Source organism: Brevibacillus sp. SYP-B805, assembly GCF_011059135.1.
In the GTDB taxonomy this organism is placed as follows: Bacteria; Bacillota; Bacilli; order Brevibacillales; family Brevibacillaceae; genus Brevibacillus_F.
In genome coordinates this window covers 146,279-160,631 of sequence record NZ_JAALGD010000007.1, presented here as the reverse complement: position 1 = coordinate 160,631, position 14,353 = coordinate 146,279, and the positions used below count along the sequence as shown (strand labels likewise).

Annotated in this window: 12 protein-coding genes; 1 reads left to right on the top strand and 11 read right to left on the bottom strand. The window is 56.3% G+C overall.

Annotated features, from left to right (window positions below):
• Positions 1-60: 60 nt before the first annotated feature.
• Together argH and G3578_RS10980 are read right to left on the bottom strand one after the other, a co-directional pair.
• A complete protein-coding gene (gene argH / locus G3578_RS10985; RefSeq protein WP_165212571.1) occupies positions 61-1,506 on the bottom strand; it encodes an argininosuccinate lyase in 1,446 nt (481 codons plus the stop codon).
• On the bottom strand, positions 1,503-2,759 hold the full coding sequence (locus G3578_RS10980; protein WP_165212569.1) for an argininosuccinate synthase: 1,257 nt from the start codon (positions 2,757-2,759) through the stop codon (positions 1,503-1,505). Before G3578_RS10980 ends, argH begins: the two co-directional genes overlap by 4 nt.
• A 181-nt stretch (positions 2,760-2,940) precedes the next feature.
• On the opposite strand from G3578_RS10980, the gene G3578_RS10975 reads away from it, so the two are divergent.
• Positions 2,941-3,492, top strand: a complete 552-nt coding sequence (locus G3578_RS10975; protein ID WP_165212567.1) for a histidine phosphatase family protein — start codon at positions 2,941-2,943, stop codon at positions 3,490-3,492.
• 76 nt (positions 3,493-3,568) lie between these two features.
• On the opposite strand, the gene G3578_RS20915 is transcribed toward G3578_RS10975, so the two are convergent.
• From G3578_RS20915 to argC, 9 genes are all read right to left on the bottom strand, one after another.
• Entirely contained in the window at positions 3,569-4,219 is a 651-nt protein-coding gene (locus tag G3578_RS20915) for an HD-GYP domain-containing protein (RefSeq protein WP_346773997.1), read from the bottom strand.
• 241 nt (positions 4,220-4,460) lie between these two features.
• Entirely contained in the window at positions 4,461-4,910 is a 450-nt protein-coding gene (locus tag G3578_RS20910) for a hypothetical protein (protein ID WP_241254571.1), read from the bottom strand.
• Positions 4,894-5,445 carry a DUF5317 domain-containing protein gene (locus G3578_RS10965; protein ID WP_165212565.1) on the bottom strand — a complete coding sequence of 184 codons (552 nt, stop codon included), beginning with the start codon at positions 5,443-5,445 and terminating at the stop codon, positions 4,894-4,896. Before G3578_RS10965 ends, G3578_RS20910 begins: the two co-directional genes overlap by 17 nt.
• Positions 5,446-5,860: 415 nt before the next feature.
• Positions 5,861-6,835 (bottom strand): ornithine carbamoyltransferase, encoded by a 975-nt coding sequence (argF, locus tag G3578_RS10960; protein WP_165212563.1) that lies wholly within the window; start codon positions 6,833-6,835, stop codon positions 5,861-5,863.
• Positions 6,786-10,019: a carbamoyl phosphate synthase large subunit gene (locus G3578_RS10955; protein WP_165212561.1), complete on the bottom strand. Its 3,234-nt coding sequence runs from the start codon at positions 10,017-10,019 to the stop codon at positions 6,786-6,788. The genes argF and G3578_RS10955 overlap by 50 nt, the downstream gene beginning before the upstream one ends.
• On the bottom strand, positions 10,012-11,133 hold the full coding sequence (locus G3578_RS10950) for a carbamoyl phosphate synthase small subunit (protein WP_481752738.1): 1,122 nt from the start codon (positions 11,131-11,133) through the stop codon (positions 10,012-10,014). Before G3578_RS10950 ends, G3578_RS10955 begins: the two co-directional genes overlap by 8 nt.
• Positions 11,134-11,266: 133 nt before the next feature.
• Entirely contained in the window at positions 11,267-12,448 is a 1,182-nt protein-coding gene (locus G3578_RS10945) for an aspartate aminotransferase family protein (RefSeq protein ID WP_165212559.1), read from the bottom strand.
• Complete coding sequence (gene argB, locus G3578_RS10940) at positions 12,445-13,242, bottom strand: acetylglutamate kinase (protein WP_165212557.1); 798 nt, start codon at positions 13,240-13,242, stop codon at positions 12,445-12,447. The genes G3578_RS10945 and argB overlap by 4 nt, the downstream gene beginning before the upstream one ends.
• An 18-nt stretch (positions 13,243-13,260) precedes the next feature.
• A complete protein-coding gene (gene argC, locus G3578_RS10935) occupies positions 13,261-14,301 on the bottom strand; it encodes an N-acetyl-gamma-glutamyl-phosphate reductase (RefSeq protein WP_165212555.1) in 1,041 nt (346 codons plus the stop codon).
• Positions 14,302-14,353 lie beyond the last annotated feature (52 nt).

The window sequence follows — 14,353 nt, the reverse complement described above, 5'->3', positions numbered from 1 at the left end:
AAACGCCAAAACCTCCAGCGCATCCACTCGGATGTACTGGAGGTTTTTTCCTGGACGGTTTCAGGCGGGCGATCCGACGTCCACCAGCGACTCAATCATCACCTTCTGGCTGGTCCGGTCGATCCACACCTGTGTATGCTTGATCCACTCCTGAGCCTGTGCAATCTGTTTCTCTACCTGCTGCCGCGCCGTGCCGCCCTGTACATTGCGCGCATTCACCACCGTCTCCACGGCGAGCGCCTCGTAGACATCCGGCTCGATCTGCGCGGAAAAGCTGTGGAACTCTTCCATGGTCAAGTTCAGCAAATATTTCTGCTGCTCGATGCAGTACAACACGGCTCTGCCTACCACTTCATGCGCCTGCCGGAACGGCATCCCCTTGCGCACCAGATAATCCGCCAGATCGGTCGCATTGGAAAAGTCCTGCGTCACCGCTTGGCGCATGCGTTCCCGCTTCACCTGCATGGTTTGAATCATCGGTGTCAGGAGCGCAAGTGCGCCATGCAGGGTGGCAACCGTATCGAACATGCCCTCTTTGTCTTCCTGCATGTCTTTGTTGTAGGCCAGCGGCAGCCCTTTCAGGACGGTCAGCAGACCCACGAGGTTACCGTACACGCGGCCCGTTTTCCCCCGCACCAGTTCGGCCACATCGGGATTTTTCTTCTGCGGCATGATGCTGGAGCCCGTGCAGAACGCATCATCCAGTTCGACGAAGGAGAACTCCTGGCTGCTCCAGATGACCAGCTCCTCGCACAGACGGGAAAGATGGGCCATCATCAGCGATGCATTCGCCAGAAACTCCACAATGAAGTCCCGGTCGCTGACCGCATCCATGCTGTTGAGATAGATTCCGTCGAACTGGAGCAGTTCTGCCACAAATTCCCGGTCGATCGGGAAGGTGGTACCCGCAAGCGCTCCGGCCCCAAGGGGGAGGAGATTGACCCGCTTCCAGCCTTCCTGCATCCGCTCGATATCCCGCTGCAGCATGGAGACATACGCCATCAGATGGTAGCCGAAGAGCACCGGCTGTGCCCGCTGCAAATGGGTATAGCCCGGCATGACGGTATCCAGATGCTGGGACGCCTGCTCCAACAGCGCCTTTTGCAGGTACATCGCCAACTGGATGATCTCCAGCAGCTTCTCCCGCAGGTAGAGGTGCATATCCAGCGCCACCTGGTCGTTGCGGCTGCGCCCGGTATGCAGCTTCCCTCCGACCGGGCCGATTTCCTCTATCAGCATCTTTTCGATATTCATATGAACATCTTCGTGGGCGATCAGGAATTGCGCCTGCCCCCGCTCGATCTTTTCCTTTACTTTTTTCAGCCCGGCAATGATCGCCTTCACTTCATCCATCGGCAGGATGCCGCACTTGCCGAGCATGGCCACGTGGGCCAGGCTGCCGACGATATCCTGCCGCCACATCTGCTGGTCAAACGAGATGGACGCTGTGTATTCATCCACGAGCTGATTGGTCGGTTTCGTAAAGCGTCCGCCCCACAGTTTCATTGCACAACCGCTTCCTTTTCGTTCACGATCTTGATTTCCGTCTTTTTCTGCTTCAGCACGCCATCATTCACTTGGGCGTAGACTTGAGTCGGCAGGCCCCACAGCTTGATGAAGCCGAGCGCCGCTTTATGGTCGAATGTATCGCCCGCCGCATAGGTGGCCAGCTCATGGCTGTACAGGGAAGAGGCCGATTTTCTTCCTACCACGATGGCATTTCCTTTGTGCAGCTTCACGCGGACAACGCCCGTCACAAACTGCTGGGTTTCTTCAATGAAGGCCTGCAGCGCGTTGCACAGCGGCGAATACCAGAGCCCCTCGTAAATCACCTGCGCCAGCTTTTGCTCGATGATCGGCTTGAACTGCGCCACTTCGCGCGGCTGTGTCAGGAACTCCAACTCGCGGTGGGCCAGGATGAGCGTGGTGGCCGCCGGCGTCTCGTACACTTCGCGGGACTTGATGCCGACCAGACGGTTTTCCACGTGGTCGATGCGGCCAACGCCATGGTTGCCGGCGATTTTGTTCAACTTCAGAATCAATTCCGACAGCGGAAGCTCCTCCCCGTTGAGGGCGGTTGGCGTTCCTTTGACAAACGTGATCTCGATCTCTTCCGGCTGCTCCGGCGCATCGGCAATCGACTTGGTCAGATCGTAAGCCCCTTCCGGCGGAGCCGCCCACGGATCTTCCAGCACCCCGCACTCGCAGCTTCTTCCCCAGAGATTTTGGTCGATGCTGTAGGGGTTATCCAGATCGATCGGGATGGGAATCCCGTGTTTCTTCGCGTACTCAATCTCTTCGTCACGCGTCCAGCCCCATTCGCGCACCGGTGCGACGATCTTCAAATGGGGATTGAGCGCGGTAAACGACACATCGAAGCGCACCTGGTCATTCCCTTTACCGGTGCAGCCGTGCGCGACAGCCACCGCCCCTTCCTTCTCGGCAATCTCCACCAGCACACGGGAGATCAGATAGCGCGAGAGAGAGGAGACAAGCGGATATTTGCCTTCATACAGGGCATTGGCCTTCAGGGCGGGAAGCACGAATTCCTGGGCAAACGCTTCTTTGGCATCCACGATGATCGATTTGATGGCGCCGACTTTCAGCGCTTTCTGCTGGACGAAGTCGAGGTCTTTTCCTTCCCCGACGTCCAGCGCTACCGCGATGACATCGTAATTGTATGTTTCTTGCAGCCATTTGATCGCAACGGAGGTATCCAAACCTCCGGAGTATGCCAGCACAATCTTTTCTTTCGCCATCGGTTCCTCTCTCCTCATCAGGTACTGTTTGTGATTAATTATACATGTAGATTTATAAAAATACAATTACTTTCTCTATCCGTTTCGCGCCGTGAAAATCTGACAAACCCGGCATGGTCACCTCTCAACCCGGGATATATACTGGTAGTATGACAAAATGTGGAATCGGAGGAGATTGGCTGTGAAACAGCTTTACGTGATCCGGCATTGCAAGGCGGCTGGTCAGGAGCCCGACGCGCCGCTGACCCCCGAAGGCATGGCCCAGGCGCAGGAATTGGCCGATTTCTTTCAAGGAATGGCGATTGATCAGATCATCACCAGCCCGTTTCTACGGGCCAGGCAGTCCATTCAGCCCTTGACGGATCAAAAGCGGCTCCCGTTGATAATGGATGACCGGCTGGCGGAGCGGGTGTTGGCGGAAGGGGATTTGCCGGACTGGCTGGAACGGCTCCGGGAATCGTTTGACGATCTGGACCTGTGCTGGGCGGGCGGGGAATCAAGCCGAACCGCCATGAACAGGGCTGCCGCCGTAGCAGAAGAAGTCATGCGCGGGGCGGCTCCCGTTACCCTGTTGGTGACCCATGGCTGCCTGATGACGCTGTTGTTGAAGCATTTCGATGATTCCTTTGGATTTGCCGAATGGCAACGGTTAACCAATCCGGATGTCTATGTGGTTACAGTTGACGGGGAAAATTGCTCGGTCAAGCGGGTATGGAGAGAAGGCACCCGCTAGCCTTACCCGAGAACATCCATCCCCCTTTTCATCAAACAAAACGGAGGCTGTCCAATCCCGATCCGCTTTCGAATCGTCAATGAACAGCCTCCTGCAACTGTTTCAGTTGTCGCTTAAACCCGCCTTGTCCAAGGATCCTGTTTAACTCGTCTTCCGGAATCTGTCTGACCAGCCGGACGAATTCTTTTGCCAAATGGCTGTCAAACTGGGTCCCAGCCCCTTGCTCGATCTGAAGCAGGGCCAATTCCACCGGCATCCCCTGCCGATACGGGCGATTGGATACCATCGCGTCAAAAGCATCCGCGATGGCCAGTATTCGGGCAACAAGCGGGATCTCTTCCCCGCGCAGCCCATCGGGATATCCTTTCCCGTCGATTCGTTCATGATGGGAACGGACGGCTGGCAGCAGCTCTTCGAAGACGCCCGCCTGCTTTACGATATCATAGCCAATCACGGTATGTTGCTTAATTCGTTCGAATTCGTCGTCGGATAAATTTCCTTCTTTATTCAGGATTCCATCCTCGATTCCGATCTTGCCGATATCATGCAAGATTCCGCCGAAGTAAACCTTGTCCGCCTGGTCTTTGGGAAGGCCAATCGCGTTGGCAATCTCCCTTCCCCAATGCGCCACCCGCTGTGAATGGCCGCTCGTATAAGGGTCCCGGGCGTCGATGGATGCAGCAAGCGCGGTCAGGAAAGAATGGTTGAGGGATTTGATTTCTTCCACTTTTTGTTCGAGCTTGTTCAGGTTATCGAAGTATTGGTGGAAAACGAGTCGAATAATTATAAAGAAAACGCCCAATGGAATTAATGATTGAAGACCAAAAGCGGACACAAATCGGGACCCAACACCTCCAAGGAGCATAAAGAGGATGTAAGTCATAGTTCCACTTTTAATCATACTTCTTAATACGGTCAACCAATCAATTTTTAAAAAATAGGAGATACCGATTGCACAAAATAATGTATTAGAAAACCAGAAAATAAGGATTAAAAAAAGATCTTCGAGTAATATTTGGTAACGATATCGTGTCCAATAAGTTTTTTGCCAGTCCAGTAATCCAAGCAGTTAATATTAATTGTCCAGCATTCGCTAATATTCTTGGAAGCGGTGATTTAAAGAGAAAGGAAATGATTAATGTCTCCAGAAATGCTGACCAAATGCCCGCCCATGTTCCATACATTAGAATTCCGGAAAAAATAACAGCACCACTAAGTGTTAGTGTTGCTTTTAACGTACTAACTGGTGCAAAAGCACACACTAATGTTAGGACTGAGTAGAATAGCAGAATATCCCAGTGTTCCCGTATTTCCCATGAAGGTAAAACAGTTAGCAGAATATATCCTGCCATTATAGGATAGAGAAAGGTTACAAGTATTCTCTTCCCAAGTCCGTTATAGTCAATTTTTCGCAGCATAATTTTTACCTTCTCTTAACCGAATCAGTGAGATTGGTTTATTCATTATTCTTTGAACAAGCAAGAATGCTCCCAACATGATAAAAATATCACCAATACTAATTACACGCGCTAACGGGAATGGCATGTATATAATGTCTGCGAGAAATGAAAGTGGAGTATCATCTGTTAGAATTTTATGTTTGAAATCCTCACCATTTATAATCGGATCAGGAGAATATGGTAACTTTCTTGCCTGTTCTAAGTCGATGGGCATTCTACCTAAATTTGCCCATATTACGGCCGCATTTAGTAACCATCCTATTAGAAATATACGAATATCCTCATGCTCGCGATTGTAGAAAAAGAATAAAAGAGTAAATAGATAAGCAATTGATACGAAAAAGCCTCCCCATTTAGGGAGAAGAGCAGAACCAATTTGTAGGACTATACTTGCTACCAAGAAAATTACTTTTTCAAATTTTGGTAACTCTTGTATGCGTCCACCGCGTAAAAAAGCGACAATAAAAGCAAGGATTATAATATCTATAAACAACTTTCATTCCTCCTATATATTGAGAAAAAACACCACTTATAAAAAAGCGGTGTTTTTTCCTTGAACATCCCAATTATGTGATGTTCCAAGCTGCCGAAGTCGCAGCCACGATACCTGCAACCAAGAGAATTGCTGCAAACAGCTTTTTCATCTCTTGTCCCTCCTTTTAACAGGTATGGAGGAAGGCGGTTTCGCTACTCGCTCCGTACAGGCTAAGCGACCAACTTACCACCTGTACATCATCGCGCTTCCGGGTGGTTTCGCTACTCGCTCCGTATAGACCAAGCGACCAGATACAGTCTATACATCAAAGCTTCTTCCCACTATTATATTACTACTTTTTTACAATTTTCAGCAACTGGTGATTGCTAGTCTGAACGTTTCAATTTCAAAATAGTCCTTTTGTCCCGGGAATCTATTCTATCAAGGAAGCCATGATTGCTTTCTGCGCGTGCAGCCGGTTTTCCGCCTGCTCAAAAACAACCGAGTGCGGGCCGTCAATCACATCGGCTGTCACTTCTTCTCCGCGGTGCGCGGGCAGGCAGTGCATAAAAATATACTCCGGGCTGGCCAGGTTTGTCAATGCACGATTAACCTGATAGGCGGCAAAGTCTTTGAGCCGCGCTTCGTTTTCCGCTTCAAACCCCATACTCGTCCACACGTCGGTATAAACCACGTCAGCCCCGTACACAGCCAGTTCCGCATCCGTGGTGGCAAGCAGCTTGCCGCCGCTGCCATCCGCATACTGCCGGGCCTGAAGCAGGATTGTCTGATCCATCTCATAGCCGGCCGGCGTCGCGATCCGCACATCCAGGCCGAGCAGGGTCGCGGCCAGCACCAACGAGTTGGCGACGTTGTTGCCGTCCCCCACGTAGGCAAGTTTCACTCCCTGCAGGCTCCCTTTCTGTTCCTGAATCGTCAGCAAATCCGCCAACGCCTGACAGGGGTGGAACAGATCGGTCAAGCCGTTGATGATCGGGATCGTGGCGTGCTCCGCCAGTTCCTCCACTCCTGCGTGGGCAAAGGTGCGAATCATGATGGCATCTACGTAACGGGACAAAACTTTCGCCGTATCGCTGATCGGCTCGCCGCGGCCCAGCTGCAGTTCCTTCCCGTTGAGATACATGGCCATTCCCCCGAGCTGGTACATGCCTACCTCGAAAGAGACCCGCGTGCGGGTCGACGCTTTATCGAAAATCATCCCCAGCGTTTTGCCCTTCAGCGGTTGGTACGGCTGGCCGTTTTTCTGCATCCGCTTCAGCTCGCCGGCGAACTTCAGCAGGTATTCCAGCTCCTGGCGGTTGAACTCATCGCCCCGCAGGAAGTCCTTCCCCTTGAATTCAGACGGCTGAACGGCTTGATAATGTACCAATGTCTTGGCAGTCTCCATGCCCGTCACGCTCCTTTGCCAGTAATGATTGCACGTACAGCGCAAATGTCTCCAATGCGGTAAACAGCGGGATTCCCTTTTGCAGGGCCAGACTGCGCAGCGCGAACCCTCTGCGCCCTTGTTTGTTGCCGACCGTCGCGGTCACCAGTGCCAGCGAGATGGTCGTCGTCTGCAAGAGAAGCTGCAGTTCCTTCTCATCGGCCGCTTCCGCCACGACCTCTGCCCCATGGGCGCGCAGCCACCGGGCAGTGCCAGGGGTGGCGACAAACCGGACTCCCTTTTCCTGCAGGACCTTCAGTTCCGGGAAAAATTCCGACTTATGCGGTTCGGCAAGCGAAAGAAAAAGACAGTCCCCCGGCTCCATTGAAGGAACCGCCTGATCCTTGAAGCGAAACGCTTTCGCTGCCGCCTCGTGGATCGTACGGCCAAGTCCCAGCACCTCGCCGGTCGACTTCATCTCCGGCCCCAGGACGGGATCGACACCCGACAATTTCACCGTGGAGAAAACCGGAGCCTTCACCACTGCAAACGGAATGTCATCGAGAAGCCCCGTACCGTATCCCATCGCCGCCAGCTTCTCTCCCAACTGGGCACGGATCGCCAGTTGGACCATCGGGATCCCGGTCACCTTGCTGGTGATGGGCACCGTCCGCGAAGCGCGCGGATTTACCTCCAGCACGTAGATTACACCGCCGCTTACCACGAATTGAATGTTGATCAATCCTACCGCCTGCAGCTTGCGGGCGATGCGTTCCGTGTAGGAGACGAGCGTCGCTTTCTGTCCGGCGCTCAGGGTAGGTGCCGGGAAAAGCGCCATGCTGTCGCCGGAATGAATGCCCGCCTTCTCCACATGCTCGTAAATACCGGGAATCAACACATTTTCCCCGTCGCAGACCGCATCCACTTCCACTTCCATGCCGGGGACATATTTATCCACCAGCAGCGGGAAAAACGACTGCCCCTGCTTGTCGGTAAGCCATCCGTCGATGACGCCTTCCATCTCGGCGGCGGACCGGACAACCACCATGCCCTGCCCGCCGATCACGTACGAAGGCCGGAGCAGCACCGGATAGCCGATCTCGTCAGCTATACGCAGCGCCTCTTCCTTGGAGGTCACGCCCGCGCCGGGGATGTGCGGAATCTCCAGTTCGCGCAGCATCCCGTAAAACAGCTCACGGTCTTCTGCCAGATGGATGGAGGCAAGCGGTGTGCCAAGGATGGTCAACCCCGCTTCGGCCAGAGGTTCTGCCAGATTGATCGCCGTCTGGCCGCCAAACTGCACGATCACCCCTTCCACCTGCTCCCGCTCCGCGACATGCAGCACATCCTCCACGGTCAGCGGTTCGAAGTAGAGGTGATCGGCGGTTTCATAGTCGGTGCTCACGGTCTCCGGATTGTTGTTGACGACAATCGCGGCGATGCCTTCCGCCTGCAGCGCTTTGGCGGCATGGACCGAGCAATAGTCAAACTCGATGCCCTGCCCGATCCGGATCGGTCCCGAACCCAGCACCAGCACCTTGCGCTTCGCGATCTCCGCCACCTCGTCGCTGCCCTGCCAGGCCGAGTAATAGTACGGGGTCTGCGCTTCAAATTCGGCTGCGCAGGTGTCCACAATCTTGTATACCGGCTTCAAGCCAAGCGCTGCCCGTCTCGCGCGCACCGTCTCCACGCTGACGCCTGTCAGCTCGGCAATGGTTTTGTCGGCAAAGCCGCGATGCTTGGCTTCGCGCAGCAGCTCTTCCGGCATCTCTTCCCATCCGCACGCGGCAAGCTCCCGCTCCAGAGAGACAATGCGGGCCAGACTGCGCAGGTAAAAGGGATCGATACCGGTGGCACGGGCCAGCTCTTCTTCCGTGAAGCCTGTCCGGATGGCCTCCGCCAGCGCGAACAACCGCACATCGGTTGCCTCGCGGAGCGCTTGCAGCAGCTGTTCCCTGGTCTTGCCCGCCAAATCCGGGCGGAACAGATGGGTCCAGCCCAGTTCCAGCGACCGCACGGCTTTCAACAGCGCCGCTTCCAGATTGCGTCCGATCGCCATGACTTCCCCGGTCGCCTTCATTTGGGTTCCCAGCAGCCGGTCAGCCAGCGGGAACTTGTCAAACGGCCAGCGGGGAATTTTGACGACCACATAATCCAGCGCAGGTTCAAAGCTGGCGTAAGTGTACCCGGTAATCGGGTTGATCACCTCATCCAGCCGGTAGCCGAGGGCCAGCTTCGCCGCGATTCTGGCAATCGGATAGCCGGTTGCCTTGGAGGCGAGGGCACTGGAGCGGCTGACCCGCGGATTCACTTCAATCAGGTAGTAGCGATCCGAGGCCGGATCCAGCGCAAACTGGATATTGCAGCCGCCCACGACGCCAAGCGCGCGAATCACTTTGACCGAGACGCTGCGCAGCATCTGATACTGCCGGTCCGTCAGCGTCTGGGAAGGGGCGACAACGATGCTGTCGCCGGTATGAATCCCCACCGGGTCGATGTTTTCCATGTTGCACACAATGATGCAGGTGTTGTTCGCATCCCGCATCACCTCGTATTCGATCTCTTTCCATCCTTTCACGCTGCGCTCGATCAGCACCTGTCCGATCGGGCTGGCCGCAATCCCGCCGGCAGCCACCCTGCGCAGGGAAGCCTCATCGTCGGCAATGCCGCCTCCCGCTCCGCCCAGCGTGTAGGCGGGACGGACAATCACCGGATAGCCGATGCTGGCCGCAAAGGAGACGGCCGCTTCCACCGACTCCACCGTCGCGCTCTCCGGCACCGGCTCGCCGATCTGCTGCATCAGCTGCTTGAACAGTTCGCGGTCTTCCCCTTTCTTGATCGCTTCGAGCGGCGTTCCCAACAGCTGGACGTTGTATTCGGCCAGAATGCCCGCTTCCGCCAGGGAAACAGCCAGGTTGAGACCCGTTTGGCCGCCGAGCGTCGGGAGGAGGCCGTCCGGTCTTTCCTTGGCGATAATCCGGCGCAGCGAATCTACCGTGAGCGGCTCCAAGTACACTTTGTCCGCCATCTGCTGGTCCGTCATGATCGTGGCCGGGTTATTGTTAACCAGTACGATCTCGACGCCCTCTTCGCGCAGGGAAAGGCAGGCCTGGGCCCCCGCGTAGTCAAATTCCGCCGCCTGGCCGATCACAATCGGGCCGGAGCCGATCACAAGCACTTTTTTGATCTGTTCGTTTCTAGGCATAATGTTTCGCTCCTACGATGCGCATGGACTGGATGAATTGGTTGAAAATATGGGACGTATCATCCGGACCCGGATGGGCTTCCGGATGGAATTGCACGCTCATGACCGGCAGGTACTGATGGCGCAGACCCTCGACCGTACCGTCATTGACGTTGCGATAGGTCACCACCAGCTGCCGTTTGTCAAGGGTATCTTCTTTCACCACGTATCCGTGGTTCTGGGAGGTCATGTACACGCTGCCGGTGGTCAGTTCCTTCACCGGATGGTTGCTGCCGCGATGGCCGTAGAACAGCTTCTCCGTCTGGGCCTTGAACATCAGCGCCAGCACTTGATGGCCGAGGCAGATGCCAAGCGTCGGATAGGCTTCCACCGCCTTCCGCCATTCTGCGCAATAGGGCAGAAGATCAGCCGGATCACCAGGGCCGTTGGAAAAGACGAGTCCATCCGGCTTCAACGCCTGGATTTGGGCAAAGGTGGTATCGAACGGGACCACCGTGACCCGGCATCCCACTGCCAGCAGCGACTCCAGGATGGAACGCTTCATGCCCAGGTCAACCAGCACCACGTGTTCGTTTCTGCCCGCATAATGGATCGGCTTCGGGGTGGATACCCGGGCCACCAGGGATTTTCTCACTTTGGCATGCCCCGCTTCATGAACGGCCACTTCCTCCGCCGTCAGCGGCCTGTCGGCGATCACGCCGTAGACCGTGCCCTGGGTCCGCACCAGCTTGGTGATGTCCCGCGTATCCACGCCGGCCAGAATCGGGAACCCGAAATGTTCGGCAGCCTGGGCGAGCGTACGCTTGCTGCGGAAATGGCTGGGCGCTTCGCACAATTCACTGACGATCATGCCGGACAAGGCGGGAGCGCTTGCTTCATCATCCGATTCATTGATCCCGTAGTTCCCGATCAGCGGATACGTGAAGGTCACGATCTGTCCGGCAAACGACGGGTCCGTCATAACCTCCTGATACCCCGTCATGCCTGTATGAAAAACCACTTCTCCGTATGCATCAAGCGGCGCTCCGTACAAGGTACCGGCAAACACCCGGCCGTCTGCCAGCGTAAGGTACCCGGCGCCGTATCCTTTCTTCCCCTGCATCAAACCATCCATCTCCTCTCTCCACCACTCGCCAACACGTTCTCTGTCGCGAAAATATATGCACGATAATGAATTAATATACATTATTACTTATAAAAATGCAACGAGTATTGGAAATTGGCTGTACTCGCTGCATGAAATCGGGCTATTGGCTGCGGATGATGCTCAGCAGAAGATCAGCTACTTGATCGATCTCCGCTTCCGTCGTGACAAATGACGGCAGCAGGCGGACCACCTGCGGTCCGGCCTGCAGCAAGAGCACGCCCTGCTCTCTTGCGGCAGCAAGAATATCAGCGGCCGGGAGGGTGACTTCCATGCCGAGCAGCAAGCCTCTGCCGCGAACGGCCTTCACCTTGTCCGGCACGGCCTGCTGGATTTGCTGCAGGCGTTGGAAAAGGGATTGGTGCAGTGCCTTTACCTTGACCAGCAGCTGTTCCTGCTCGATGGTCTCCAGCGTGGCAATGCCGGCCGCCATCGCCAGCGGGTTGCCGCCAAACGTCGTACCGTGGCTCCCTGGCGCAAAGCCTTCCGCCACGTGACTGTCCGCCAGAATCCCCCCCACCGGGAATCCGCTGCCCAGCGCCTTGGCGACGGAGATGATATCCGGCTTGATGCCGTACTGTTGGAAGGCGAACCAGTCGCCGGTCCTGCCGATGCCGGTCTGAACTTCGTCGATGATCAGGAGAATGCCGTGCTCGTCGCAGAGCTGCCGCACTTCCTTCACCCACGCAGGGTCAGCGGGATGAACGCCCCCTTCCCCCTGAACCAGCTCCAGCATCACCGCGCACGTCCGGTCTGAGATCGCGTTTCTCAGCGCCTGACTATCGTTGAAAGGGATCGACTTGAAGCCATCGGGCAGCGGCGCAAATCCATCCTTCACCTTCTCCTGGCCTGTCGCGGTCAGGGTAGCCAGCGTCCGCCCGTGAAAGGATTGCTGGAAGGTGATCACCTCGTACCGCTCTTCCCCCTTCACCCGCTGGGCGTAGCGGCGGGCCAGCTTGATCGCGGCTTCGTTCGCTTCCGCCCCGCTGTTGCAGAAAAAGGCGCGGTCGAGACCCGAGACCTGGCACAGCTTCGCCGCCAACTGCTCCTGCAGCGGATGCTCAAACAAATTGCTGCTGTGCCAGAGCGTATCGATCTGCTCATGCAGCTTCTTGGCAACCGATGGCGGCACGTGGCCAAGCGATGTGACCCCGAGGCCGGAGGTAAAATCAAGGTAGGAACGTCCCGCCTCATCCCAGACGGTATTTCCTTGTCCTTTCACCAGCCGGACCGGCCACCGGGAATAGTTGTTCATCAAATGAATCGATGCTGTTGCCATACTCATGCTACAACCACTCCTTTCACGGATGTCCCCGTTTGTTTTCCTGCGCAGGCGTCGCGCAGGGTTTCCGCTGTGCCCTGGCAGATCACCACTTCTTTTACCCCCTGCTTGAGCGCATCCAGCGCCGCTTTCACCTTGGGGATCATGCCGCCGTAGATGTCCCCCGCCGCGATCATGGCCTTGATCTGATCGGGGCTGGTCTCTCTCAACAAGGTTTTCCCGCCGTCTTCATCCGTTCCCAGAATACCCGGCACGTCCGTTATCATCAGCAGCTTCTCCGCCTGCAGGGCCGCCGCGATCGCGCCTGCGGCGATATCCGCATTGACGTTGTAGCAGATGCCGCCGTCCCTTGATACCGCGAGCGGCGCGATGACGGGGACATACCCTCCCTGCAGGATGGCGCGGATGACGGCCGTATCCACCTGCTCGATCTCCCCCACCAGGCCCAGCGGTTTTTCCGTCCGGCGAGCGGTCAAAAGGGCACCGTCCACGCCGCTGACCCCCCATGCCCTGCCTCCCGCCTGATGAATGCGGCGCACAAGCTGTTTATTGATCGAGCCGCCGAGCACCATCTCCACCACCTGCATGGTCTGTTCGCAGGTCACCCGCAAGCCATCCACGAATCGGGCGGGAATCTGAAGCAAGGACAAGAGGGCATTGATGGCCGGTCCGCCGCCGTGTACGATTGCCAGTGGCTGGCCGCTTTGCTGCAGGTCCGCGATTGCCGCAAAAAACGAGTCGGGAAGCTGCTCCATGGTGCTTCCTCCACACTTGAGCACGAGAAACGGTCGGTTCATGGGTGTCAACCTCCTCTGTTACGGAAAGACGGGTGTGCCGGTCAGGCCGCTTGTTTCATCCAGTCCCAGCATCAGGTTCATGTTTTGGATCGCCTGCCCCGCCGCTCCCTTGACCATGTTGTCAATCACCGAGAGGATAATGACGCGTCCGGTGCGCTGGTCAAGATGGAGGGCGATGTCGCAAAAGTTGGTTCCGTACACCTCTTTGGTCCGCGGGTGGCTGCCAAACGGCCGTATCCGCACAAACGGCTTGTCGGCGTAGGTTTCCTGGTACAGCTGCTGCAAATCCTCGACCGACACCGTGCGGTTCAACCGGGCATACGCGGTGGCCAGAATCCCGCGCGTCATCGGGATCAGATGGGGGGTAAACTGGATGATCGTCTCCGTTCCCGTCTGACGGCACAGCTCCTGCTCGATTTCGGGGGTGTGCTGATGCTGCGCCACCTTGTAGGCAGAGACGCTCTCATTAACCTCGCCGAAATGAACGCCCAGCGACACTCCCCGGCCCGCTCCGGAAACGCCGGATTTCGCGTCCACAATCCAACTGTCCGGCTCGGCCCAACCGCTTTTGGCCAGCGGCAGCATCCCGAGCAGCGTCGCCGTCGGATAGCACCCCGGATTGGCGATAAAGGAGGCGGCAGCCACCTGCTCCCGGTTCCATTCGGGAAGGCCGTACACGGCTTTAGCCAAAAGCTCCCCGGATGCCGGCTCCTTTTTGTACCACGTCCGATAGCTCTCCGGCGACTTCAGACGAAAGTCACCCGACAGGTCGATCACACGCACATCGTTTTCCAGCAGCGAAGGGGTAAGCGTGCTGCTGACGCCGGAGGGTGTCGCCAGAAATACCACATCGTTCTCCCTGGCGATGCGGACAGGATCAATCGGCTCCAACACCGGCAGTTCCTCATCGCCAAGATGCGGAAACATGTGAGCCAGCGATTCCCCTGCGGCAGAACTTGTATACAAATGCGCAACCGTGGCATCCGGATGATGCGCAAGGAGGCGAATCAGCTCCACGCCGCTGTATCCGGTAGCACCTACAATGCCGACACGTATCATACGATTCTTCATCCTTTGAATTTTTATACACCAATAATAATAAAAATACATC